Source organism: Pseudomonas khavaziana (assembly GCF_019145205.1).
Classification (GTDB): domain Bacteria; phylum Pseudomonadota; class Gammaproteobacteria; order Pseudomonadales; family Pseudomonadaceae; genus Aquipseudomonas; species Aquipseudomonas khavaziana.
The window spans coordinates 52340-78731 of the sequence record NZ_JAHSTT010000008.1 but is presented as its reverse complement, the minus strand read 5'-3'; the positions used below and the strand labels follow the sequence as shown (position 1 = coordinate 78731).

The following is a 26392-nucleotide window of genomic DNA, read 5'->3' as shown; positions in this document are numbered from 1 at the left end:
AAGGAAACGCTCATGCAGACGTCCTCACGCGGCGGCCTTGTCGCCTTGTCGTTATCCATGTTGTTGGCCGCGCTGGGCACCAGCATCGCCAATGTCGGCCTGCCAAGCCTCGCGCACGCATTTGCGGCCTCGTTTCACGCGGTGCAATGGGTGGTGCTTGCATACCTGTTGGCCATTACTGCAGTGATCGTCAGCGCCGGGCGCCTGGGCGACTACCTGGGTCGTCGACGCCTGTTGCTGGCCGGGTTGTTGCTGTTTGCCCTGGCATCCGCAGGCTGTGCCGTCTCGCCCTCCTTGCCCTGGCTGGTTGGCGCACGGGCGCTACAGGGGCTGGGCGCGGCAATCATGATAGCGATGACCCTGGGCATGGTTGGTGACACAGTCAGCAAGCAAAACACTGGCCGGGTCATGGGGCTGCTCGGCACGATGTCAGCGCTTGGCACAGCCATGGGGCCCAGCCTCGGGGGGCTGTTACTCAGTCTGTGGGGGTGGCGGGCGTTGTTCCTGATCGGTATGCCATTGGCCGGGTTGGCCGCCGTCCTCGCCTATCGCTATTTGCCGGTGGATGCTTGCCGCCGTGACGCGCCAGTCCCGGATACATTCTGGGCGCCCTTGCGCGATGCAGAGTTGCGCGCCGGCCTGGCAATGAGCGCCCTGGTGTCGGCGGTGATCATGGCCACGTTTGTGGTGGGCCCGTTCTACTTGTCCCGTGGCTTGGGCCTGGACCCCGCCTGGATGGGCCTGGCGATGGCGGTTGGCCCGGCGGTCGCGGCCATTACCGGCATACCGGCGGGCTACCTGACCGACCGCCTCGGTACTTGGCGCCTGACCCTGGTGGGCATAGGCACGATGCTGTGCGCTGCCCTGTGGCTGTCGCAAGTCTCGGGACTTGCCACCTACATCGCGGCACTGATGGTATTGACGACGGGCTACAGCCTTTTCCAGGCGGCCAACAATACTGCGGTCATGCGCGATGTGCCGTCCACACGCCGGGGCACCGTTGCCGGTCTGTTGAATCTGTCGCGCAACCTGGGCCTGATTTTCGGCGCATCGGCCCTGGGCGCGGTATTCGCCCGCAGCAGTCCGGATGTTACCTATGCAACGCCACTGAGCGTGGCCGCCGGCTTGCACAACACCTTCGCCGCAGCAGCGGGTTTGATCCTGCTGGCCGGTGTAATTGCCTGGAATAGCGCGCGCAAGCGAGCGGGCTCGGAGCAGACAAATATTGACAAGTTAAAATCGTAGCGACTATTGTCTGACAACCTGATCACCAAGGTTTCATCATGCTTGAGCTCCAGCGCCCCGATTCGCTCGTCGTACGGGTTGTCAGCGCGATTCGCGCAGAAATCGAATCCGGCCAATTGGCCCCGGAGTCGCGCCTGCCTACCGAACAGCAACTGGCTGAACAGCTCAACGTCAGCCGCTCCGTAGTGCGCGAAGCCATTGCCCAGCTCAAGGCCGACGGTGTGCTCACCGCCCGCCGCGGCCTGGGATCATTTATTTCGCAGACGCCTGCCGGCACGGTGTTCCGTTTCCCGCAGCCGAACGGGCGTCGACCGGACCTGGCGCAGATGTTCGAAGTGCGCCTGTGGATCGAAACCCAGGCCGCCTCGATTGCGGCCCAGCGACGTGACGCTGCCGACCTGCAACGTATGAAAAGCGCCTTGCAGGCCATGCAGGACAACCGCGACGATTTCGAGGCCGCGGCCCTTGCCGATGTGGAATTCCACCGCGCCATCGCCGACGCCAGCAAGAATGACTACTTCGTGGCCTTTCATGATTTCCTCAGGAGCCAGTTGGCCAGTGCCCGCAAGACTGCGTGGGAAAACTCCGCGTCGCGCTTCGCTACCGGCTCCGCCGATGCGACCCAGGAACACCAGCAGCTCTACCAGGCCATTGCCGACGGCAACCCTCAACGCGCCGCCGCCAGCGCCGAGGCGCATTTGCGTGCAGCAGCACGCCGCCTGCAACTGGAATTGCCGACCACGAATTGATCCACTCTGTTTATAGCGTGTCCAGGGACACGCCATTTTTTTAACAAAAACATTAGTCTGACAACCTGATAAGCAGACTGAAATGTATGACTTTGGAACCCCTGCAATGATTCACGATTTTTGCATCATCGGCGGCGGCATCGTTGGCCTGGCCACCGCCATGGAATTGCTCAAACGCCAGCCAGGCGCGTCGTTGGTGATCCTGGAAAAAGAGCCGGTGCTGGCCAAGCACCAGACCGGGCACAACAGCGGCGTGATTCATGCCGGCATCTACTACGCCCCCGGTAGCCTCAAGGCCGAACTGTGCAAGCGCGGCGCCGAAGCCACCAAGCAGTTCTGCCGTGATCACGGGATCAAGTTCGAGGTGTGCGGCAAGCTGCTGGTGGCGTCCAGCCCGCTGGAAATGCAACGGATGGAAGCATTGCACGCCCGCGCCCAGCTCAACGGCATGCAGGTCGAGCGCCTGGATGCCGAGCAATTGCGCCAGCGTGAACCGAACATTGTCGGCCTTGGCGGGTTGTTTCTCGACGCCACCGGTATCGTCGACTACCGCCAGGTGTGCGAGACCATGGCCCAGGTGATCCGTCGCGGCGGCGGGCAGATCTGCCTGGAGCGCACAGTGACCGCCATTGACGAAGACACCGATAAAGTCACTGTCAGTACCCACGGCGAAACCTGGCAAGCCCGCCACCTGGTGGTGTGCGCCGGCTTGCAATCGGACCGTCTGGCCCGCCTGGCCGGGATCAGCATCGACCATCAGATCATCCCGTTCCGCGGCGAGTATTTCCGCCTGCCGGCATCGAAGAACAACATCGTCAACCACCTGATCTACCCGATTCCCGACCCGGAGTTGCCGTTCCTCGGCGTCCACCTGACCCGCATGATCGACGGCAGCGTCACCGTCGGCCCGAATGCCGTACTCGGGCTGGGGCGCGAGAACTACCGCAAGTTCTCGGTGAACTGGCGCGACGTGGCGCAGTACGCCAGTTTTCCGGGTTTCTGGAAAACCCTTTGGCAAAACCTCGGCTCCGGCACCATCGAGATGAAGAACTCGCTGTTCAAGTCCGGCTATCTGGAGCAGTGCCGCAAATACTGCCCGTCCCTGACCCTCGACGACCTGCTGCCCTACGAGGCCGGTATCCGCGCCCAGGCGGTCATGCGCGATGGCAGCCTGGTGCACGATTTCCTGTTCGCACAGACCTCGCGAATGCTCCACGTGTGCAACGCGCCCTCGCCGGCCGCCACGTCAGCCATGCCCATCGGCGCGATGATCGCCGACCGCCTGTTCCACCCCGAGTAATACCCGCTCTGCCCGTTCACCCAACAATAACTACAAAGACCCAGAAGGAAGTCCAGCATGACGGCAACCGCCTCCATCCCCGGCACCGAAACGCCTGTGCAAACCCGCAAGCGCCTGCGCAAAGTCGCGGCCGCCACCATTTTTGGCTCGATGCTGGAGTGGTACGACTTTTACTTGTACGCAACCATGGCGGCCATTGTGTTCTCGAAGATCTTCTTCGATAACAGCGACCCGAAGACGGCTACGCTGATGGCCTTTTCCACCTTCGCCATCGGCTTTATCGCCCGCCCGTTCGGCGGCATCCTGTTTGGCTACCTCGGCGACAAATTCGGGCGCAAGCAGGTGCTGGTGCTGACCTTTTGCCTGATGGGCGTGTGCACCACGCTGATCGGGCTGATTCCCAGCTACGCCTCCATCGGCATCTGGGCCCCGATCCTGCTGGTGTTCATCCGCATCATCCAGGGCCTGGGCGCCGGTGCCGAGTTGTCAGGCGCCGCAGTGACGTCCTACGAACACGCAGCCCAGGGCAAGCGCGGCAGCCAGGGTGCCTGGCCGGCACTGGGCCTGAACCTGGGCCTGTTGTTGTCCTCGCTGACCATTTACCTGCTGACCATCAACGGCAACGAGTTCCTGCTGGCCGGCGGCTGGCGCATTCCGTTTATCTGCAGCATCGTGCTGGTGGGCGTGGGCCTGTGGGTGCGTAACAGCATTCCGGAAACCCCGCAGTTCCAGGAACTGAGCAAGGAAGCCGCCAAGGCCAAGCCGTCACCGCTCAAAGCGTTGTTCAAGAACGATCTCAAGGGCCTGGCGGTGGTGTTCTTTGTTGCCATTGGCTACAACGCCCTGAGCTACATTTTCAAAACCTTCTCCCTGGCGTACCTGACTCAATTCAAAGGCGTGGACGTGCATGTCACCTCGCTGTCGGTGACCATCGCCAGCCTGGTTGCCATCGTTGCGGTGCCTTGCTTCGGTTGGCTGTGCGACAAATGGAGCAGCAAGACCGTGCTGATGCTCGGTGGCCTGTGCTCGTTGCTGTTCGCCTACCCGTTCCTGGCGCTGCTCAACAGTGGCGAAAGCCTGATGATCTACCTTGCCATCGGCGTAGGCACCGGCATCCTCGCGCCAATGATGTTCGCTCCCCAGGGCTCGTTCCTGAGCCGGCAGTTCCCGACCCAGACGCGCTCATCGGGCTTCGGCACCGGGCGTGAAATCGGCACGGCCATTGCCGGTGGCCTGGCACCGCTGGGCGCGCTGTCGATGGTGGCGGCCTCGGCCACCCATTCCACCGATGGGGTGGTGATCATCCTCGCGATTTCTGCGCTGTTGGTGGTGGTGTTTGCCCTGTGCGATCAGGGCGCAAAACACTCGACATTCAAGAACTGAAGAAAAAAAGTTCGGACCAACGGGTGCATGGATGCACCTGGATCGCGCATCATGGGCACTTTCAAGCTCAAGGGTAACGTCCATGCGCGTTCTGTCATTGATGATGGGTCTTACGACGCTGGTCGCCAGTACGGTGTTCTGCGCCAGCGCGATGGCGAATGAAGAAAGTCAGTTGATACAACAGATCAATCAATACCGCAGCCAGCTGCAACGCTGCGGTGACCAAGGCTCCCAGGAGTTGCCGCCACTGACCAGCGACACACGCCTGGTGCTGCCGGCCTCCAACGTCGGCGACTTGCAGCAGTCCCTGGCGCGGGCCGCGTACCCGATGGTCAACGTGCAGGCCATCAGCCTGTCCGGGCCCAAGGACGCCGACGCCGCCATGAAAGCGGTACGCGAAAGCTTCTGCCGGGTGGTGCTGGACCCGCAATTTGTCGACATCGGCGTGAGTAACAGCGGCCAGGACTGGCGCATCGTATTGGCCCGCCCGCTGGTGACCAGTGGCCTGGGCGACTGGCAGACCGAAGGCAGGCAACTGCTCAATCTGGTCAACGCCGCGCGCGCAGAACCGCGCACTTGCGGCACCCAGGCATTCACCGCCACCACCCCGCTGTCGTGGAACGATGCACTGGCCGGCGCTGCCAACAGCCACACGCGCAACATGGCCAACGGCAATTTCTTCGACCACCTGGACCACGACGGCCGTACCCCTGGCGACCGCGCCGAACTGGCCGGGTATATTGCGAAGAACATCGGCGAGAACATCGCCGCCGGCCTCGATACCCCACGCAAGGTCGTCGACGGTTGGCTCGCCAGCCCTGGCCATTGCGCCAACCTGATGAACCCGCAATTTCGCGAGTTGGGTGCCGCCTATGCGATGGATCCCAAGAGCGATGCGGGCATCTACTGGACCGGAGTATTCGCCGCCCAATAAGCCTTGCGCGACCGACCACATAGCATTAATTGTTATCTATCCCTATGGATAGATGATCAAATTGCCATCACCTGAGTAACTGCGCTGAACTGGTTGCGGTCATGCAGGTCTGTTGCTTGGCGAGCTGATATTTCAGGCGATAGTCGAACTGTGGCAAATAAGGTGTTGACCCCATGATGAACTGGCTGCAAGACGGCAGTGATATGGCCGAGCGGGTCCGCCAGCATGATTGGGCCAGTACGCCCCTGGGGCCGCCGGAGTTGTGGCCCGACGTATTGAAGACCACCGCTGCGCTGTGCTTCGCCTCCCGGTTCCCCCAGGCCATCGTTTGGGGGCCTGAGTTGATTACGCTTTATAACGATGCGTTCGCGCCGATCCTGGGCAACAAGCCTGAGGCGTTGGGCCGCCCGTTCAACGAGGTGTGGCATGAGGTGTGGAGCGATATCAGCCCCATCGCCAGCGCTGCATTCGATGGGCATGCCACCTACATCGAAAACTTCCCGCTGCTGATCCAGCGCAATGACGCACCGGAACAAGCCTACTTCACCTTCTGCTACAGCCCCATCCGCGACTCCCTGGGCAAGGTGGTCGGCATGCTCGACACGGTGACCGAGACCACCGCCACTGTGTTTCTCGCCCGGCGCCTGAAAGTGTTGGATGCCATCGGCAGCACTGTAGCCAACGCCACCGACGCCGAAACAATCATGACCGCCACCACCCAGTTGCTGGCGCAACATCTGCAGGTGTCTATTTGCGCTTACGCAGATATGGATGCCGATGAAGACGGCTTCACCATCCGCGGTGACTGGGCAGCCGATGGCTCGCCGAGCATCATCGGCCATTACCGCCTGGCAGCGTTCGGCACATGCGCCGTGACCTGCCTGCGCGCCGGCCAACCTCTGGTGATCTGCAATAACCTGACCGAACTGCCAGCCGATGAGGCGGCGACCTTCCAGGCCCTGGGCGTCACCGCCACCCTCTGCATGCCGTTGATCAAGGATGGGCGCCTCACCGCGTTGATGGCGATACATGACAAGCAACCCCGCTACTGGTCTTCCTACGACCTGGCGTTGTTGGGCGAAGTCACGGAGCGCTCCTGGGCGCACATTGAGCGCGTGCGCGCCGATGCCGCCGTACGCGAGGGGCTGGCGGCGTACACCGAACTCAACGCCAGCCTGGAGCAGCGGGTAGAAGAACGTACCCTCGCTTTGGCCCAGACCGAGGCTGCGCTGCGCCAGTCACAAAAGCTCGAAGCCATCGGCCAGCTCACCGGCGGCGTGGCCCATGACTTCAACAATCTGCTGACCATTATTCGCTCTTCGGTGGACTTTCTGCGCCGACCGGGATTGGCGGAAGAGCGTCGCCAGCGCTACATGAGTGCAGTCTCCGACACAGTGGAACGGGCCAGCAAACTGACCAGCCAATTGCTCGCCTTTGCCCGTCGCCAGCCGTTGAACCCGCAGGTGTTCGATGTCGTCCAACGGGTGCGCAACATCGGTGAAATGCTAGAGAGCGTTACCGGAGCGCGTATTCATGTGCAGGTGCAAGTACCGGAATATCCTTGCTACGCGCGCATTGACCCGAGCCAGCTCGAGACCGCACTGATCAATATCGCCCTCAACGCTCGCGATGCCATGGACGGCCAGGGCACGCTGACGTTGAAAGTCGCCGGGCACCAGCCCCTGCCAAGCATCCGCGGGGATGCCGGGTCGCACCTGCCCTACTTGACGATTTCCCTGGCGGACACCGGCACCGGTATTGCCAGTGACACCTTCGAACGCATTTTCGAGCCGTTCTTTACCACCAAGGCGGTGGGCAAAGGGACCGGCCTGGGCCTGTCCCAGGTGTTTGGCTTTGCCAAACAATCGGGCGGCAATATCGATGTGTCCAGCGCCCTCGGCCAAGGCACGGTGATTACCCTGTACCTGCCACAGGTGGATAGCCAGGACGCACCGCCATCGCCCACGCCCGAGCAGTTCGTGCCACTGCCGAACAACATCCAGCGCCATGTGCTGCTCGTGGAAGACAACCTGGAAGTGGGACGCTTTGCCAGCCAGATCCTCAAGGATCTGGGCTACCAGACCACTTGGGCCACCGACGCTCGCCAGGCACTGGCCCTCGCAGGCCCGGACGCCAGCGCGTTCGATGCGGTTTTTTCGGATGTGGTGATGCCCGGGATGACCGGCGTGGCGATGGCCAGGTTACTGCGCGAACGCCGTGCCGGCCTGCCGGTGGTGCTTACCTCGGGCTACAGCGAAGAACTGGCCGACAGCGGCTACGAAGGTTTCGAATTCCTCGCCAAGCCCTACTCTGCCGAACAGGTCGCCTACGCGTTGGCCAAGGCCATGTTCAAAGACTGAGCCTACTGCGCCACCACGACCTGGTTGCGCCCCAGGGATTTGGCGCGGTACAGCGCCTGGTCGGCATCGTTCATCAGGTCGTGCAGGTCCTGTTCGTTGCCCTGGGTCAACGCCACCCCGAGGCTGGCGGTCAGGCCCTGCACCGGTTCAGCGTTCAAGCCGGCAATCGACTCGATCAGTTGCTCACCGATGGTCCGCGCAGTCTCCAGGGACGTATTGGGCAGCAGCACAGCGAACTCTTCACCGCCCAGACGTCCGGACACGTCGGCCTGACGAAGCGAAGCACTGATCACACCGCCGACCTGGCGCAACACCTGGTCACCGGCCTGGTGGCCGTAGGTGTCGTTGATGTATTTGAAATGGTCCATGTCCAGCATCAGCGCACACATCGGCTGCTGGTTCTGCCGACACTGCGTGTACAACAACTGGGCATGCTCGAAGAAAGCACGACGATTCTTCAGACCGGTGAGTTCGTCGGTCTGAGCGGCATGGGTTGAAATGGTGTGGGCCTGTTCCATTTGCCGGGTCAGGCGAAAAGCTTTTTCCAGGGCATCGGACAGCTTGCGCGTGGCACTGACCACAAAGGTCGAGAACACCAGCACCGCGATCGCCACCCCCACCTGCATCGACGAAGGCTGAAACAACAGCCACAGCGTACACGGCAGCAGCACCAGCGCCATGGCCCCCAGCGTCATATAGCGATACGCCGAGTAACACGACACCGCGCTGACTGACATGCCTACAGTGAACAGCATGACCAGCACCTGGGACACCCGGTCGTCGCTGGGCATCACCGCCAACGCACCAGCGCCCCAGATGCCGGCAGATAACATCAGTGTGATCCAGTAACGACGCTCCCAGCGAGCGGGGGTGCGCTCGCTGTGAGGGCAACCAAACCAGTCCATGAACATCTTCAGCCGCAACAGCGACGCACCCGCCAGCAGCACCAGCCATACCAGCATGACACTGTGCTCAAAGCGATCCCAGCACAGCCAGCAGAGCATGGCCGCGCCCAGGTAACTGCCGAACACCGCGGAGAACGACTGGCGAAACAGCTGATGCAAACGATCAGTTCGCACCTGCTCCTCGATCACGTCGCCCTGGTCCTGCGCACGACTGGAGCTATTCATGCAAACCGCCTGTTTGGACTGCTACGACAAAGGCGCCATTGTGGCACCCTGCCAGTAGCCTGGACAACTGCGTCCAGCCAGGTAGAGCTCTTAAAGTCCCTGCGGGCGCAGAATCAGTACGCCCAACGGCGGCAGGTTCAACGACAACGACGCCGGTTGCCCATGGCGTGGCTCATCCTGGGCAAGCACCTCTCCACCGTTGCCAAAGTTTGACCCGGCGTAGGTATCCGCATCACTGTTGATCACCTCGCTCCAGCGCCCGCCGAAGGGCACACCCACCGCATAGCCTTCACGCGGTACCGGGGTGAAGTTGGCGACCACCAGCACCGGCTTACCGTCCTTGCTCCAGCGCAGCCAGGCGTAGACGCTGTTGATCGCGTCATCGCCAATCAACCATTGGAAGCCCTGGGGTGCATCATCCTGTTCGTGCAGGGCCGGCTCCTCGCGATACAGGCGGTTCAAGTCACCCACCAGTTTCTGCACGCCGCGGTGCTCGGGGTATTGCAACAAGTACCAATCCAGTTGCTGGTCATGGTTCCACTCGCGCCATTGGCCAAACTCACAGCCCATGAACAAGAGTTTCTTGCCCGGATGCATCCACATGAAACTCAGGTAGGCGCGCAGGTTGGCGAACTTCTGCCAGCGATCGCCAGGCATCTTGTCGATCAGCGAGTGCTTGCCGTGCACCACCTCGTCGTGGGAGATCGGCAGGATAAAACGCTCGGACCAGGCGTAGACCAGGCCAAAACTCAGTTCGTTGTGATGGTGGGCGCGGTACACCGGGTCTTGCTGGATGTAATGCAGCGAGTCGTGCATCCACCCCATGTTCCACTTGTAGTTGAACCCCAGGCCACCCTGTTGGGTCGGCTGGCTGACCCCGGGCCAGGCGGTAGATTCCTCGGCAATCACCAAGGCCCCCGGCGCTTCCAGGGCGACCACGTCGTTCAAGTGCCGCAGGAAGTCGATGGCTTCCAGGTTTTCCCGGCCGCCATGGCGATTGGGCACCCACTCTCCAGCCTTGCGCGAATAGTCGCGGTACAGCATCGACGCCACCGCATCCACCCGCAGACCGTCGACATGGAAATGCTTGAGCCAGTGCAACGCCGACGCCAGCATGAAGCCGTGGACCTCGGTACGACCCAGGTTGTAGATCAGGGTGTCCCAGTCCTGGTGGAAGCCTTCCAGCGGGTTGGCATACTCGTACAACGCCGTGCCGTCGAATTGCGCCAGACCATGGGTGTCGGTGGGGAAATGCGCCGGCACCCAGTCAAGGATCACGCCGATATCCGCCTGATGGCAGGCATTGACGAACCAGGCGAAATCTTCCGGCGAGCCGAAGCGTGCACTGGGCGCGAACTGCGACAGGGCTTGATAGCCCCAGGAACCACCAAAGGGATGCTCCATGATCGGCATCAGCTCAATATGGGTGAAGCCCAGTTGCTGCACATAGGGAATCAAGCGCTCGGCCAGTTCACGCCAGCCGTACTGGCGGGCGACTTCGCCGGCCTCGTCCAGTTCGCACTGCCAGGAGCCCACGTGCAGCTCATAGATCGACAACGGCGCAGTGGATTTCTGTTTGTCGCCACGGGCCTGCATCCAGTCATGGTCCTGCCAGTCCACCTGCAAGGGTGCGGCGACTTTCGAGGCCGTGTCGGGCGGCAATTGGGTGGCCAGGGCCATAGGATCGGCCTTGAGCGGCAGGATTCCATGGGCACCGAGGATTTCATATTTGTAGGCGGCGCCCGGTTGCAGGCGCGGGATAAAAATCTCCCAGACGCCAGACGGATGGCGCAGGCGCATCGGATGACGGCGACCATCCCAGATATTGAAGTCGCCCACCACCGAGACCCGCCGTGCATTCGGTGCCCATACCGCAAAGCGCACGCCCGCGACGCCGTCGACGCTGGTCACCTGAGCCCCCAGGCAACTACCCAGGTCGCGATGATTGCCTTCGGCAAACAGGTAGAGGTCCATTTCCCCCAGCAACAATTGACTGAAGCTGTAAGGATCTTCTGTGATCTGCTCTCCGCCCGCCCACTGGATTTTCAACAGGTAAGGCTGGCGCGTGCTGAACTGCCCGACAAACAAACCCGGTACCTGGTTCGCCTCCAGGCTGCCAAGGGTCTCGCTGCCATCGCGGCTGAGCACCTGGACGCTCAGCGCCTCCGGCAGAAAGACGCGGATAAACTGGCCGCCCTGCTCGTCGTCATGGGGCCCCAGGATCGAGAATGGATCGGGGTGCTCGGCGCGCACCAGCGCTTCGACGTCCTTGGACGCCGGCAATGCCGTCAGCTTGGGCTGCAGCGGTTCTTTATGTGTAAAACTCATGAGGTCTCCCCACCGCGTACAGGTTTCGATTTAGGTGTTAGCCCGCTGAGCAAACCGTGCAGCCCTTGCAGGGGCACCGGCAACCAGGTCGGGCGATTTTCCGCTTCGTAGGCCACTTCGTACGCAGCCTTCTCCAGGCTGAACAACGTCAGCGCTGCGTCCTGGCCGTTGGCATCCTGCCAGTCATGCGCCAGTGTAGCCGTCGCCGCCTGGTAAGCCTGGGTAAATGCCTGACGGGCTTCATTCAGGTAGCGATCAGTCACGCGTTTGCGCGCAATGTCCGCTTCCGGCGAGTGATCCACTCCTTGCACATTCAGGGCCATGGCCGCCGCGTAATCGAAGGAGCGCAACACACCACTCACATCTTTATAGGGGCTGTGTTTGCCACGCCGCTCATGCAGTGGCCGCGCGGGCTCGCCTTCAAAGTCGATCAGGTAGGCATCGCCCTTGACTACCAGCACTTGGCCCAGGTGCAAGTCTCCATGCACCCGGATGCGCAACCCGCCTAGCGTGGCCTTTGCCAGCGCCTGGACATGCCCGGCGATGGCTTTTTTCTGCGCCAGTAATTCACTGACCAACGCCTGATCAGCGGGGTTCAACTGGCTTTGATGAAGTTTGAGCAGTTGCAGGGCGCGGTCGATCTGGGTGCCGACATCCTTGGCCCAGGCCTGGGTATCCTTGGCCGTGGTCACTTCGGGCTTGAAGGCCTTGTCGGCGGTCGGCGCGCCCAGCACCAAGTGCATCTCTCCCAGGCGCTGGCCGAGCACCTCGGCAAAATCTGCCAATTCGCCAAGAGCGTTGTAGTGCTGCTCCTGTTCAGAGATCGCCTCAGCCAGCTCATCACGGATCGCCCGTTCCAGGTTGTTCTGGGTCCAGCTCCAGGCATCGCCCTGATTACTGAGGTAGCCCTGGGCAATCATCAGCAGGTTGTCCTGCCCTTGCACATCACGCCGGCTCATCGAACCCAGCAATGGCGAGATATTCGGATAGCCCGCAGTGGTCAGGTAGGCGCTCATTTCCAGCTCCGGGTGCACCCCGGCACTGACTTTTCGAATCAACTTGAGCACCAGGCTCTCGCCCACTACCACCGAGCTGTTGGATTGTTCGGCGGACAAGTAACGCACCGCTGATTCATCGGTCAGTTGCAGGTCGGCCAAGTGTGGAGTCGCCTCGAAGCGCAGATCACCCTCATTGCAATTGAGCACAGTACCGGCCTGCATGGCCTGGATCACCGCACGGATGAAATGCTCAAGGCTGAACGCATCAGTCACCAACCCTACCTGGCGGGTGCGCCGCACACGGGCCAGGGCCAATTGCTGGGGCAAGGCGCTGGTGAACTGGTCTTCGCTCAGAAAGCCCAACGGCAATTGATAACGGCTGACCTGGCCGCCACTGGTTACCTCGATTTCACTGAGCAACACCGGGTGCTGCGGGTCACCAAAGCGTACGCCGTAAGCGATGTGCACGCTGTCGATAGCCATGTCCTTGCCAGCAAACCAGCGTCGCTTGGGCAGCCAAGCCGGCAGTGAAGTTTGCTCAAGACTGGTGCGGCAAGGTTCTTCCAACAATTCTTCCATGCGTTTTTTCAGTACCAGGGTGGTGAAGTCGGGCATGCTTTGCGCCGGTTCCACATGCCAGCTGGGCATTTGGTTCTCCGCCGCCAGCACAAACCAGTAGAAGCCATAGGGCGCCAGGGTCAGCAGGAAATTCAGTTGGCCGATGGGTGGGAACGCATTACCGCCGAGCATCTCCACCGGCACCATGCCGGCAAACGCAGACAGGTCCAGCTCCGCAGCCTGGGCGCTGCGCGACACGTTGGCCACGCACAAGATGATCTCGCTGCGGCCATCTTCGCCGGTGTACTCACGGGTATAGGCGAGAATGCGGCGATTGGTTGGCGACAGCATTTTCAGGCTGCCACGGCCAAACGCCTTGGACTGCTTGCGCACGGCGAGCATGCGTCGGGTCCAGTTGAGCAGCGAGTGCGGGTCCTGGGCCTGGGTTTCGACGTTGACCGACTGATAACCGTATTGCGCATCCATGATCGGCGGCAACACCAGGCTGGCCGGGTCGGCGCGGGAAAAACCGCCGTTGCGGTCGATGGACCATTGCATCGGTGTACGCACGCCGTCGCGGTCGCCCAGGTAGATGTTGTCGCCCATGCCGATTTCATCGCCGTAATACAGGGTCGGCGTGCCCGGCATCGACAGCAACAAGCTGTTGAGCAACTCCACACGGCGGCGATCGCGCTCCATCAGCGGCGCCAGGCGCCGGCGGATGCCCAGGTTGATACGCGCGCGGCGGTCGGCGGCGTAGTAGTTCCACAGGTAGTCGCGCTCCTTGTCGGTGACCATTTCCAGAGTCAGCTCATCGTGGTTGCGCAGGAAAATCGCCCATTGGCAGTTGGCGGGAATCTCCGGGGTCTGACGCAAGATATCAGTGATAGGGAAGCGATCTTCCTGGGCTAATGCCATGTACATGCGCGGCATCAGCGGAAAGTGGAAGGCCATGTGGCATTCATCGCCGTCATCGCCCTTGCGGTCGCCAAAGTACAGCTGAGTGTCTTCCGGCCATTGGTTGGCCTCGGCCAGCAGCATGCGGTCAGGGTAATGGGCGTCGATTTCGGCACGGATCTGCTTGAGGACATCGTGGGTTTCAGCAAGGTTTTCGTTATTGGTGCCGTCGCGCTCGATCAGGTAGGGGATGGCATCCAGGCGCAGGCCGTCGATGCCCAGGTCGAGCCAATAGCGCATCACCGACAACACCGCTTTCATCACTTGCGGGTTATCGAAGTTCAGGTCGGGCTGGTGCGAATAGAAGCGATGCCAGAAGTATTGGCCCGCCACCGGGTCCCAGGTCCAGTTGGACTTTTCAGTGTCGAGGAAAATAATGCGCGTGCCGTCGTACTTCTGGTCATCGTCGGACCACACGTAGAAGTCCCGTGCCGCCGAGCCCGGCTTGGCCTTGCGCGCACGCTGGAACCAGGGGTGCTGGTCGGAGGTGTGGTTGATCACCAGTTCGGTGATCACCCGCAACCCGCGTTTATGGGCTTCGGCGATGAAGCGCCTGGCGTCGGCCATGGTCCCGTAGTCGCTGTGCACGCCACGGTACTCGGCAATATCGTAGCCGTCATCACGGCGTGGCGAGGGGTAGAACGGCAACAGCCAGATGGTGTTCACACCAAGGTCGGCAATGTAGTCGAGTTTGGCAATCAGGCCGGGAAAGTCACCGATGCCGTCGTTGTTGGAATCGAAATAGGATTTGACGTGGACCTGATAGATCACCGCGTCTTTGTACCAGAGCGGGTCTTTGATAAAGGTGGCTGCCTTGGGTTTCTTCGCCATTGGAAACTCCTGAAGTTCTGCAGACGCAAATGCAGTCAATGCGCGAGGGGGTTTGCCCCCTCCCACACGCTGATCTCCACTTGCCTAGGAAACAGTGATACGCCAGATCCCAAATGGCATCTGCGGTTCAAGCCGCGTCCATTGGGTCTTGCCGTACCAGGTCCAGCGATGGCCGTTCATCAAGTCCTCACCCTGGGTCTGGGCGTCGTCCGGCAGGCCCATCTCCCACAGCGGCAACTCGAAATGCGCTTCCTGGGCATTGAAGGGGTCGAGGTTGACCGCCACCAGGATAAAGTTGCTGCCGTCTTCACTGCGCTTGCCGAAATACAGGATATTGTCATTCCAGGCGTTGTAGAGCTTGAGTCCCAAATGGGTCTGCAGCGCCGGGTTCTGCCGGCGGATCCGGTTGAGCTGGGCAATCTCGGCAATGATATTGCCGGGCGCGGTGAAGTCCCGGAGGCGGATTTCGTACTTCTCCGAATCCAGGTATTCCTCTTTGCCCGGCACCGGCGCGGCTTCGCACAGCTCAAAGCCCGAATACATGCCCCACAGGCCCGAGCCCATGGTCGCCAGGGCGGCACGGATCAAGAAGCCGGGGCGCCCGGACTGATGCAAAAAGGCCGGGTTGATGTCCGGTGTATTGACGAAGAAATTCGGCCGATAGCATTCGCGCCATGGCGACTGGTTCAGTTGCGTGAGGTATTCGCTCAACTCGGCCTTGGTGTTGCGCCAGGTGAAGTAGGTGTAGCTCTGGGAGTAACCGACCTTGCCCAGGCGCGCCATCATCGCCGGGGTAGTGAAGGCTTCTGCGAGGAAGATCACCTCAGGGTACTTCGCCCTCACGTCGCTGATCAGCCACTGCCAGAACGGCAGCGGCTTGGTGTGGGGGTTGTCGACCCGAAAAGTCTTGACGCCCTCTTCCACCCAACCCACCACAATGTCGCGCAGCTCGGTCCACAGGCCGGGGATCGCATCTGCTGCATAGAAATCGACGTTAACGATGTCCTGGTATTTCTTTGGCGGATTTTCCGCGTATTTGATCGTGCCGTCCGGGCGCCAGTTGAACCAGCCCGGGTGCTGCTTGAGCCATGGGTGGTCCTGGGAGCACTGGATGGCGAAGTCCAGGGCGATTTCCAGGCCATGGTCGGCGGCAGCCTTGACCAACCGGCGAAAATCGTCGCGACTACCCAGTTGCGGGTGGATAGCCTCGTGACCGCCCTCTTCACTACCGATGGCATAGGGGCTGCCAGGATCATCGGGGCCAGCCGTCAGGGAATTGTTCTTGCCCTTGCGATGGCTACGGCCGATGGGATGGATCGGCGGGAAGTACAGCACATCAAAGCCCATGTCATGGATCATCGACAAGCGCGAGTGCACATCGTTGAAGGTGCCGTGGCGCCCCGGATCGTCGGTGATCGAGCGCGGAAACAGCTCGTACCAACTGGCAAATTGCGCCGCTTCGCGCTCCACATCAATCGGGTACGCCGGGCTGACGCTCAGATAGGCGCGGTGATCGGCCTGGGTCATCAGATGCGCACTGTCTTCGTGCAGGAACAGCGCCACCTGCTCGGATTCCAACAGGCCCGAGAGTTCGTGGTGCAAAATCATCAATCGGTCGCGCAGTTCGTTGTCACTGCGCTCGGCGGCCTGCAGCACCAGGCTGCGGCCTTCCTGCAGTTCGAGGCTGACCGGCACCCCGGCCTCATGTTTCTTGCGCAGTTCGTAGCAGAAGCTGGCGAAGGTGTCGATCCAGGCTTCGATGCAGTATTCATGCGGGCCCTGCTGGGCGACGCTGAACGCTCCCTCCCAGCCATTGTTGCCCACATCGGTCATAACCACGCTGTGCCAGCTTTCATCCTCCCGCGCTCGCCAGCGAATCAGCACCGCCAGTTTGTCATGGCCATCGGCGAAGACCTTGCTGGTCACATTGACCCGCTGGCCAACCACCGTCTTGACGGCGAACTCGCCATTGTCGATCACCGGCATGGTGCTTTCGATTGCAATCCTGGGCAACAACAGCGCTTGGGACAGCGGCAATGCGCAATCTTCTGGAGCCAGTGTTTCAGCAGTCATCGAGCATCTTCCCCTTACGCCCCGTGGACGCCCTTTGCTTGATCCGAATTCAGAAACGGCGACGCTCTCCCTGAGCAGGGCCGTATAAGGTCCGAGCCTGGGCGCTGTTCAAAAGTTCAGGTGGATATACCGCCACCGGGCGGGAATCATTTCCCGCAGGCAAGGGTCCACCGATAGAGCAAAGCATAAACGAGGCCATACCCATGAATATCCCGATACCACCTGAACCCGAAGATCCGAATATCGACGAGCCCCCGCTGCCGCCCACAGAACCACAACCCGTTCCTGAACAAGAGCCGCCTGAAAACGAGCCACCGCCCGTGCAGGAACCCCCCGCAACGATGCCGCCCGTTATCGTCTGATTTACAGGCCCACAAACGCTTGCTTGCGAACCAAACATCGTGGGCAAGCGATGCTGATTTTTCCCACTCGCTTTACAGACATCACCGAGATCACTCCCTCGAAGGCCAAGATAGATTCATTGCTCGTGCGCTGACCCGCCTTGTTGCTGGCCCAGACTATTCCGTCCGTAACGCGAGTACCTTCCATGTCCATTTCACTACTGCCACCAACGTCCAATATCCTTGGCGTACAACAACCGTCGGTCAGCGATGATCGACAGAAACTGAACGATTTATTAAGGGCCGGCCCCAGCGGGATCATGCGCAGGAAAGAGCCTGACAGGCATCCATCGGACCTCCCCAAGGCGCCGCAAGCTTTTACCCCACCCAACCCTGGCCCCTCGACAAGTCTGAAACCGCAGGCGCCCGGTACCGATGCGCCCGAGGAGCAAGCCTCAACTGCGCCCAGCACTGCACCTACTACAAACGTGGAGCCGCAGGCGCCCGGTGCAGACGCCCCCCGGCTCGCACAACTTCGTGCGCTTGCCAGCCGGCAGAGTATTACCCAGATGCTGCGCGAGCCAAACTCGCAGGAGACCGCCCAGAAGTTGGCCGAGATCCGTAGCCTGTTAAGCAAGGAGAATGTCAAGTCAATGCTGCAAGGCCCGGATGCAGACGAAGCGCGCAAGCTGATTACTGAAGTGAAGGAGCGTTTAGGTCAGTCAAGCCTGCAGAAGATTCATGACCAATCCTCGCATATCGAGCGACCGGGCTTGAGCCCTCAAGAGATCCGCGACCGCACTGCCAGCTCTGACCCCGAGGAGAGTTTCAGCCAATCCATGCAAGTTTTTGATGAGCTACGCGTTGAGGAATCCTATGCCAAACAGCGAGTGCGCCAGAGTACGCCACTCGCCTCGGCCCTCTTCGAGATCGGCAAGGAAGTGGACCTCGGCGAGCCGACCCCGCAACCGGACAATTCATCGGCCGAGGCAGACAGCCTCAAACCCAACAACAACAACAACAACAACAGCAACAGCAACAGCAACAGCAACAGCAACAGCAACAGCAACAGCAACAGCAACGATTCCAGGATTGACGTTGGTCAGACCTTCACCTTCCACAGTACCCGCGACTCAAACTTCGATGCGCCTAAGGAAGTGATGGATTTTGACCACAACAGAGACAAGCTCGATGTAACCGCCATTCGCAACCAACTCGGCAACAAGCCGTTGAAATTGGTAGAAAATTTCTCAGGCGCCAGTGGCGAAGTGCAGGTTCACTACAACCCGGCCAATAATACGAGCGTGGTAATGATTTCCGGCAACCCGGGAGAGCCGCCCTTCGTGGTGAAAGTCTTCGGTGAGGTCAGGTACAGCAACCTCACCACCTGACCCTGTCACTCATCCTTGTCCAGCAGCTTGACGACCCGGGGCATCACACTGAATACCACCAGCGCAAGCAGCGTACTGAATACCGCCGTCGATTCCCGCCCCATCCCCGCTGCCACGCCAATGGCGGCGGTCATCCACAACCCGGCCGCGGTGGTCAGCCCCTTTACATGCTGGCCCTCTTCGTCCTCTCTGCCCTTGAGAATGGTGCCAGCGCCGAGGAAGCCGATCCCTGCAATCACCCCCTGCACAACACGGCTCATGGCGTCTGCCTGGCTGCCGGACACTTGCGGCACCAGAACAAACAGCGCGGCGCCCAAGGCCACCAGCATATGGGTGCGCACCCCTGCCGCCTTGCCCTTTTGTTCCCGTTCAAACCCCAGGATGCCGCCCAACAGCGCGGCGATCAGCAGGCGCACAGTGATTTGCGTCAACTGCCGTGCGTCGCCGATGTCGGCGAATTCAGCCTGCAGGGTTTGCCACACTTGATGCCACCAGGCGTCCATGGATGTGTCCCTTCTTATTGTGAATGAAAGATAGACAGCGCAGACCGCCAGTCAGTTGCCTGGAACCCGCCAGCGTTACTGTCGCCTAACCGTACATAGCCCATGAACGGAGATCGCCATGTCTGTACGCATCGAAAATCATTTGTGCTACTTCACGCTCGACGAGGACGGCCAAGAACAAAGCGTGCCGGCTACTCGGGTAAACATCCTGACCGATAATGACAAGGCCATGTCGTATGTGGAGTTGGCCGGCCAGCAGATCTACATCACCGAAGCCGAGGCCGACGCCCTCACAGTAGAAGGCGCCAGGGATGGTCGTAACCACGTAAAGGCCGAAAAACCGGGTTCGGTGATTTAATTGATCTGTATCAATTTAGGTCAAAGACCACCTGTACCTCAGTGAGCCTGAGGTACAGCAGATTGCCAAATAGGGTTAAATCAAATCCATCTGATCCGGTTTTTATCACCATACCTGAGCCTGTTATGCTCACAGCCTGTCGCCCATAGTTCCCCGGCCTGATGGAGGCTGATGAGCGAACGACCATGAGCGAACGAATCCCAACCGTGGAAACCTTTGAGCCCAACCACCCGAAGAAGGTGACGGCCAAATCCAGCGACAACCTGATCCATACCCGCAGCTTCACCGGCGTGTTCCGCACCTTGCGCGTCGGCGGCGCCGGCCTGCTGTTCCTGGCCTTTTTCGGCACCGTATGGCTGAACTGGGGTGGTCGCCAAGCCGTGCTGTGGGACCTGGCCGAGAGTAAGTTCCACATCTTCGGTGCTACTTTCTGGCCTCAGGATTTCATCCTGCTGTCGGCGCTGCTGATCATCTGCGCCTTTGGCCTGTTTGCGATCACGGTGTTTGCCGGCCGCGTCTGGTGCGGCTACACCTGTCCGCAAAGCTCGTTCACCTGGCTGTTCATGTGGTGTGAAAAGGTCACCGAGGGTGAACGCAACCAACGCATCAAGCTGCAAGCCGCACCCTGGAGCCTGAATAAACTGGCGCGACGCTCGGCCAAACATACGTTGTGGCTGGGTATCAGCCTGCTGACGGGGCTGACGTTTGTCGGTTATTTCACGCCCATTCGCCCGCTCGCCGCCGAATTGCTGACCTGGCAGATGGGCGGAGTGAGCCTGTTTTGGGTGCTGTTTTTCACCGGTGCCACTTATATCAATGCCGGCTGGCTGCGCGAAGCAGTGTGCATGCACATGTGCCCCTATGCGCGATTCCAGAGCGTGATGTTTGATAAAGACACCCTGACCATTTCCTACGACACAGCCCGCGGCGAACGCCGTGGCCCGCGTAAACGCGAGGTGCAGCCCGCGGCGGTCGGCCTCGGCGATTGCATCGATTGCCAACTGTGCGTACAGGTGTGCCCCACCGGCATCGATATCCGCGACGGCCTGCAAATGGAATGCATCGGCTGCGCGGCTTGCATCGACGCCTGCGACTCAATCATGGACAAAATGGGCTACGCCCGTGGCTTGGTGAGCTACACCAGTGAACACCAACTGCAAGGTGGCAAGACTCACCTGCTGCGGCCCCGCCTGATCGGCTACAGTTCCGTGCTGCTGGTGATGATCGCAGCCTTGGTGGTGGCCTTGGTCGAACGGCCGATGGTGTCGCTGGACGTGACCAAGGACCGTGGTATGTTCCGCGAAAACAGCCAGGGCTTGATCGAAAACATCTACAGCCTCAAGGTCATCAACAAGACCCAGCAGCGCCAGGATTACCGTCTGGAACTGGTGGATGCCGACGGCTTCCAGTTGCAGGGCAAAACCCAGGTCAGCCTGGCGCCCGGGGAAATCGTCGATGTACCGGTTTCTGTGGCATTGCTGGCGGACAAACCGGTGAGCAGTTCGCAGACCCTGCGCTTCAAGGTGACGGATGTGGATGAACCCTGGATTTATAGCGCGGCGGACAGTCGCTTCGTCGCACCGTTGAACCGCTGACAATCGGCCAATGTGGGAGGGGGCTTGCTCCCGATAGCGGTGTATCAGTCAGCATCTTTTCACTGACACACCGCTATCGGGAGCAAGCCCCCTCCCACATTTACCCAGCGTACACATAGACAAACCTGTTTAAGGCCCTCATGAAACGCTACGAAAAATTCGCCGACGACATCGCAGAACTCATCCGCTCCGGCGTCCTCGGCCCGGGCCAGCGCGTACCATCGGTGCGCTATGCAAGCCAGACCTACGGCGTCAGCCCGTCCACGGTGTTCCAGGCTTACTACCTGCTGGAGCGCCGCGGTCTGATTCGCGCACGACCGCGTTCCGGCTACTTCGTCAACACCCACGCGCCCAGCCCGTTTTCCGAACCGGTGGTGAGTGCGCAGGTGCATGAGTCCACCCGCGTAGACGTGAGTGAGCTGGTGTTCTCGGTCCTGGACTCCATCAAGGACCCCAACACCGTGCCCTTCGGCTCGGCGTTCCCCAGCCCGATGTTGTTCCCACTGCCCCGCCTGGCTCGATCCCTGGCCAGTGCCAGCCGCGAAATGGACCCGCGCCTTGTCGTCACCGACATGTCGCCGGGCAACCCGCAACTGCGCCGACAGATTGCCCTGCGTTACATGGTCGGCGGCCTGATGCTGCCCATGGAGGAGCTGTTGATCACCAATGGCGCCCTTGAAGCACTGAACCTGTGCCTGCAGGCCGTGACCGAACCCGGCGACCTGGTTGCCATCGAAGCCCCGGCGTTTTATGCCTGCCTGCAAGTGCTGGAGCGCCTGAAGCTCAAGGCCGTGGAAATCCCGGTGCACCCACGCGACGGCATTGACCTCCACGCCCTTGCCCAAAGCCTTGAGCGCTATCCGATCAAGGCCTGCTGGACCATGACCAGCTTCCAGAACCCCATGGGCGCGACCTTGCCTGAGGCGAGAAAACAGGCGCTGGTGGAACTGCTGCGCGGCCATCAGGTGCCGTTGATCGAAGATGATGTCTATGCAGAGCTGTATTACGGGCAGCAAGCGCCGAAGTCGGCCAAGGCTTTTGATACAGAAGGGTTGGTGATGCACTGCGGTTCCTTTGCCAAGAGCCTGGCTCCGGGTTACCGCGTCGGCTGGGTCGCAGCCGGGCGCTTCGCGCAGAAGGTCGAGCGCCTGAAACTGATGACCTCGTTGTGCCCATCAATGCCAGCCCAGGCGGCAATTGCCGATTACCTGCAGCACGGCGGTTATGACCGGCACCTGCGCAAACTGCGCTATGCCCTGGAAGAACAGCAAAGCGCCATGCTGTCAGCCATTGCCCGTTACTTCCCGGCCCAGACACGGGTCAGCCAGCCGGCCGGCGGGTATTTCCTGTGGCTGGAACTGCCGGAACAGACCGACTCGCTGAAATTGTTCCAGATGGCCTTGGCCCAAGGCATCAGCATTGCCCCGGGGCCGATTTTTTCTGCGACCCGACGGTTCAGCAATTGTATTCGTTTGAACTATGGCAGCCCCTGGACCGAGGCGTCGGAAAAGGCCATGGAAACGCTGGGGCGAATTGTGCGGTCGTTTTAACGATGGGATACACAGCCTTTGGAACGCAGCGCCCTTAGGAGACACTCAGGTGTGTGTATCTTCACTTCGAGACCGCCATGCGCATCAACATGCTCCCCACATCGACCGCCTACCAGCTTGGCGAAGGCCGCCCGGAAAACAACTGGCTTGCGGTGCCTGCAGCGCCCGAAGAGCCACCTTTCGCGGATCGTCGCTCCGCCAGGCAAATCATCAACGCCAATCCAGGGGTGAAACACCTGCTCAGGCGCAGGGACAGCTATCCGGTGACCGACTTGCTCAAGCGACGACTGGGCGACTGGACATCCGCCAACCCTGATGCCAGGGCCAGGGCGCGCGCAGCCTATAACCTGGCGCGTGTGATCAATGTCCTCGACAACGTGAATGATCGTCGCGTAGGTAACAGTGAACGGCATGACGGCAAGATCAACGGCTTTTACAACGCAGGCTATTCCACTCGTAAAAATTCCGAGGCGCGCCTACTCGTAGCATTCGCGCAAGACGGCTACGACGTGCTGCAAAACCTGGGGCACTAAGCCTCGAGGTTTAACGTCCTCCGCCCAGATCCAGGAAGGTTCCGGTGGCGTATGAAGCCTTGTCCGACAGCAGCCAGATAATCGCCTCCGCCACCTCATCCGGGCGCCCACCACGAGCCATGGGAATGCCGGACTCAAGCTTGCTGACCCGGTCAGGGTCACCGCTGAGGGCGTGGAAATCGGTAAAGATGTAGCCGGGACGTACCGCGTTGACACGAATGCCTTCACCCGCGACCTCTTTCGACAGGCCAAGCGTGAAGGTGTCCAGAGCCCCCTTGGACGCGGCATAGTCGACATACTCACCCGGCGATCCCAGGCGCGCCGCCACCGACGATACGTTGACAATGCTGCCACCCTGCCCGCCATACCGGGGCGACATGCGCAACACCGCATGCTTGGCGCACAGGATCGGGCCCAGCACATTGGTCTTCATGATTTTCAGGAGACGAAATTCGGACATTTCATCGACCCGCGACTTCTGCCCGACGGTGCCAGCGTTATTGACCAGCGCCGTGACACGGCCCAGTTCGGCGTCCACGCGATTGAACAACGCGATTACCTCATCTTCGCTGCTGACATCGGCGCGCACTGCAATGGCCTGGGCACCCACACCACGCACTTGTTCAAGCATGCCCTGGGCGGCCTTTTCGTCAGACTGATAATTAATGCAGATGCGATACCCTTCGCGAGCGGCCAGCAACGCCGTCTCGGCGCCAATTCCACGGCTACCCCCGGTGATGACGACGACTTTATCCATGGCTGCGGTCTCCAGATTCAACCTGATGTTTAGGGTTGGATCCAAGAATACCCGTCACTTGTAGCTTTTGTCAGGCGCTACCGTTTGTTCGGCGCTCCGGATATCTGCCATGAAGCTATCGGCTGGTAATGGGTGCCCCAACAAGTAGCCTTGCAACGAATCACATCCCAGGCGAGTGAGAAAATCCTGCTGCACATCGGTTTCCACGCCTTCGGCCACAATTCGCAAGCCCAGGGCCTGGCCGAGGGCCACGATGGCCGAGACGATCGCCGCGTCGTCGCTGTCGTGTTCCAGGTCACGCACGAAGCCGCGATCAATCTTCAACTCGTTGGCCGGCAGGCGCTTGAGGTACATCAGGCTGGAGTAGCCGGTGCCAAAGTCATCGATGGACAGATCGACGCCCATGTCCGAGAGCTGCTGCAACACTGTCATGCTCGCGTCGGCATCGTTCATGGCGGTGGTCTCGGTAATTTCCAGGGTCAGGCTGTTCGCGGGCAATTGGTGACGCTCCAGGGCGGCCGCTACGCTGTTGACCAACCCGGCGTGGCAGAACTGCAACGCCGAGAGGTTCACGGCAATGCGCCAGCTCTCGTAACCCTGGGCGTACCACAGGCTCATCTGGCGGCAGGCTTCGTTGAGTACCCACTCGCCGATGGGAATGATCAGCCCGGTCTTCTCCGCCAGTGCGATAAAAGTGGCCGGCAACAGCAGGCCCTGCTGCGGGTGCTCCCAGCGCAGCAACGCCTCGGCGCCCACCGCTGCACCGCTGACGGCGTCGAACTTGGGCTGGTAATACAAGCGAAACTGCCCATGTTCGAGGGCATTGCGCAGGTCCTGCAATAGCTGCAATTGCTTGCGCGCATTGGTGTTCATCGATACATCGAAGAAGCTGTAGCCGTTCTTGCCCATACCCTTGGCGTGGTACATCGCCGCATCGGCGTTCATCAACAATTCCTGGGGGCTGCTGCCGTTGCCCGGGAACAGGGCGATGCCGATGCTGGCAGAGATGTTCAACTCCTGCTCGGCGACCTTGAAGGTGCGGTTGATCAGGCCGACCTGACGCTCAGCCAAGCCCATGGCATCGTCCGGTTGGGTCAATTGCACCAGCAGCACAAACTCGTCACCGCCAATACGGGCCAGGGTGTCCTGGCTGCGCAAGTCCTCGCGCAGACGCAGGCCTACCTCGCGTAGCAACTGATCGCCCATGTGATGACCAAAGGCGTCATTGACCGGCTTGAAGCCATCCAGGTCGATAAACATCAAGGCAAAGCAGCCACCCTGCTCATTCACCGCCTGGATACCTTGCTGGATGCGATCCGTCAGCAGTGTGCGATTGGGCAGGCCCGTGAGCATGTCATGCAGGGCCAGATGGGTCAGTTCCTGGTTAGCCAGGATCAGGGAATCGGCGAGCACGGCGGTGCGCGCTTCCAGGCGTGCGTCGAGCAGCGAGGTCAATAGCGCAATGACCAACACCGCCAAAGAGGTCACCAAAACCAGGTTATCCAGGCCCTTGCCGCTCAAACCCGTCAGCGCCGCACCACAATAACTGCCATCGGCAAAACGCGCCGCGGCCATCCCGGTGTAGTGCATGCCAACGATAGCCACGCCCATCACCACTGCCGCACCACCTCGAGCCAGGCGCACATAAGGCGTGTTGCGGCGCAGGTTGAAGGCGATCCACAGTGCCGCACCGCAAGCCATCACCGCGATCAATAACGAAGCGCCGAACAGGGTCGGGTCATAGTCGATACCTGGGGTCATGCGCATCGCGGCCATGCCGGTGTAATGCATGCTGGCGATACCGGCCCCCATGACCAACGCACCGAATGCCAACTGCCAGGCAGTCAGGCGTGGCTGACTGACCAGCCACAAGGCGAAGCCACTGGATAACACCGCGATCAACAGCGACAGCGCAGTGATGCCCAGGTCAAACCCGAGGGCAAACGGCAGGCGCAGGGCCAACATGCCGATAAAGTGCATGGACCAGACACCGACGCCCATCGCCAGTGCACCGCCGCTGATCCATAGATACACCGCGCGTCCCTTGGCGGTAGCGATACGCCCGGCCAGGTCCAACGCGGTATAGGACGCCAGTACAGCGACGCACAGGGAAATCACGACAAGGGAGGTTGAATAGCTACCGATCAGCATGGGACTTCTCGCGGGTTACCGGGGTGTAAAAGCCCGTGCCGGGTGGCAAAGCGCGCGATTGTAGCGAGAATGAATCTGGGGCAGGTGATTAATTATCAGAAGGCCATTCGTGATTTTTTGGCGTCAATCGGATGACCTCATGAGGCAGTTTCTGGCCGCCAAGGAGATCAAAATGTGGGAGAGGCGGTGCTACGATTCGACTCGCCCCCGAGGGCCATGTGTATCCACACAGCTGTGTAGCAGCCGACGGTAACCACGATGCGAAGCGAGCCGCTCTTGATCTTGCTTTTGATCTTAGGCGCCCCGTCAAACCACGCTGGCCGGAATTCGACAGGGATTTGGGGGGTAAACCGGCAGGGATGCCGGT

At 60.7% G+C, this 26392-nt stretch carries 18 protein-coding genes; 11 read left to right on the top strand and 7 right to left on the bottom strand.

Annotated elements, in window-relative coordinates:
- Positions 1-12: 12 nt before the first annotated feature.
- From KVH01_RS19485 to KVH01_RS19460, 6 genes are all read left to right on the top strand, one after another.
- A complete protein-coding gene (locus KVH01_RS19485; protein ID WP_217882522.1) occupies positions 13-1245 on the top strand; it encodes an MFS transporter in 1233 nt (410 codons plus the stop codon).
- Between the two features lie 38 nt (positions 1246-1283).
- The gene (locus tag KVH01_RS19480; protein ID WP_217882521.1) at positions 1284-1994 is read left to right on the top strand and encodes a FadR/GntR family transcriptional regulator; all 711 of its coding nucleotides are present in this window, start codon (positions 1284-1286) and stop codon (positions 1992-1994) included.
- A 106-nt stretch (positions 1995-2100) separates the two neighbouring features.
- The gene (gene lhgO, locus KVH01_RS19475; RefSeq protein WP_217882520.1) at positions 2101-3294 is read left to right on the top strand and encodes an L-2-hydroxyglutarate oxidase; all 1194 of its coding nucleotides are present in this window, start codon (positions 2101-2103) and stop codon (positions 3292-3294) included.
- A gap of 57 nt (positions 3295-3351) precedes the next feature.
- A complete protein-coding gene (locus KVH01_RS19470; protein WP_043051047.1) occupies positions 3352-4677 on the top strand; it encodes an MFS transporter in 1326 nt (441 codons plus the stop codon).
- Between the two features lie 82 nt (positions 4678-4759).
- A complete protein-coding gene (locus KVH01_RS19465) occupies positions 4760-5611 on the top strand; it encodes a CAP domain-containing protein (protein ID WP_217882519.1) in 852 nt (283 codons plus the stop codon).
- Between the two features lie 173 nt (positions 5612-5784).
- Positions 5785-7971 carry a GAF domain-containing hybrid sensor histidine kinase/response regulator gene (locus KVH01_RS19460; protein ID WP_217882518.1) on the top strand — a complete coding sequence of 729 codons (2187 nt, stop codon included), beginning with the start codon at positions 5785-5787 and terminating at the stop codon, positions 7969-7971.
- Between the two features lie 2 nt (positions 7972-7973).
- Here KVH01_RS19460 and KVH01_RS19455 read toward each other — a convergent pair whose 3' ends face one another.
- The 4 genes from KVH01_RS19455 to KVH01_RS19440 all read right to left on the bottom strand — a co-directional run bounded on the left by KVH01_RS19455 (position 7974) and on the right by KVH01_RS19440 (position 16846).
- Positions 7974-9101: a GGDEF domain-containing protein gene (locus KVH01_RS19455; protein WP_217882517.1), complete on the bottom strand. Its 1128-nt coding sequence runs from the start codon at positions 9099-9101 to the stop codon at positions 7974-7976.
- A gap of 90 nt (positions 9102-9191) precedes the next feature.
- Positions 9192-11429 carry a 1,4-alpha-glucan branching protein GlgB gene (gene glgB / locus KVH01_RS19450; RefSeq protein WP_217882516.1) on the bottom strand — a complete coding sequence of 746 codons (2238 nt, stop codon included), beginning with the start codon at positions 11427-11429 and terminating at the stop codon, positions 9192-9194.
- Positions 11426-14773, bottom strand: coding sequence for a maltose alpha-D-glucosyltransferase (gene treS / locus KVH01_RS19445; protein WP_217882515.1), 3348 nt, complete (start codon positions 14771-14773; stop codon positions 11426-11428). Before treS ends, glgB begins: the two co-directional genes overlap by 4 nt.
- 84 nt (positions 14774-14857) lie before the next feature.
- Positions 14858-16846, bottom strand: a complete 1989-nt coding sequence (locus KVH01_RS19440; protein ID WP_217882514.1) for an alpha-1,4-glucan--maltose-1-phosphate maltosyltransferase — start codon at positions 16844-16846, stop codon at positions 14858-14860.
- 547 nt (positions 16847-17393) lie between these two features.
- Here KVH01_RS19440 and KVH01_RS19435 point away from each other — a divergent pair.
- Positions 17394-18578: a M10 family metallopeptidase C-terminal domain-containing protein gene (locus tag KVH01_RS19435; RefSeq protein WP_217882513.1), complete on the top strand. Its 1185-nt coding sequence runs from the start codon at positions 17394-17396 to the stop codon at positions 18576-18578.
- 5 nt (positions 18579-18583) lie between these two features.
- Here the strand turns inward: KVH01_RS19435 and KVH01_RS19430 are convergent, their stop codons facing one another.
- The gene (locus KVH01_RS19430) at positions 18584-19081 is read right to left on the bottom strand and encodes an MgtC/SapB family protein (RefSeq protein WP_217882512.1); all 498 of its coding nucleotides are present in this window, start codon (positions 19079-19081) and stop codon (positions 18584-18586) included.
- Positions 19082-19199: 118 nt separating this feature from the next.
- Between KVH01_RS19430 and KVH01_RS19425 the strand changes: the two genes are divergently transcribed.
- The 4 genes from KVH01_RS19425 (at position 19200) to KVH01_RS19410 (ending at position 23117) form a co-directional block, all read left to right on the top strand.
- The gene (locus KVH01_RS19425; RefSeq protein WP_217882511.1) at positions 19200-19439 is read left to right on the top strand and encodes a DUF3203 family protein; all 240 of its coding nucleotides are present in this window, start codon (positions 19200-19202) and stop codon (positions 19437-19439) included.
- A gap of 185 nt (positions 19440-19624) precedes the next feature.
- The gene (ccoG, locus tag KVH01_RS19420) at positions 19625-21034 is read left to right on the top strand and encodes a cytochrome c oxidase accessory protein CcoG (RefSeq protein WP_217882510.1); all 1410 of its coding nucleotides are present in this window, start codon (positions 19625-19627) and stop codon (positions 21032-21034) included.
- Positions 21035-21174: 140 nt separating this feature from the next.
- Positions 21175-22584: a GntR family transcriptional regulator MpaR gene (gene mapR, locus KVH01_RS19415; protein ID WP_217882509.1), complete on the top strand. Its 1410-nt coding sequence runs from the start codon at positions 21175-21177 to the stop codon at positions 22582-22584.
- A gap of 77 nt (positions 22585-22661) precedes the next feature.
- Positions 22662-23117, top strand: a complete 456-nt coding sequence (locus tag KVH01_RS19410; protein ID WP_217882508.1) for a hypothetical protein — start codon at positions 22662-22664, stop codon at positions 23115-23117.
- A gap of 10 nt (positions 23118-23127) precedes the next feature.
- Here KVH01_RS19410 and KVH01_RS19405 read toward each other — a convergent pair whose 3' ends face one another.
- On the bottom strand, positions 23128-23874 hold the full coding sequence (locus KVH01_RS19405) for an SDR family oxidoreductase (RefSeq protein WP_217882507.1): 747 nt from the start codon (positions 23872-23874) through the stop codon (positions 23128-23130).
- A 54-nt stretch (positions 23875-23928) separates the two neighbouring features.
- The gene (locus tag KVH01_RS19400; protein ID WP_217882506.1) at positions 23929-26025 is read right to left on the bottom strand and encodes a putative bifunctional diguanylate cyclase/phosphodiesterase; all 2097 of its coding nucleotides are present in this window, start codon (positions 26023-26025) and stop codon (positions 23929-23931) included.
- Between the last annotated feature and the right edge of the window lie 367 nt (positions 26026-26392).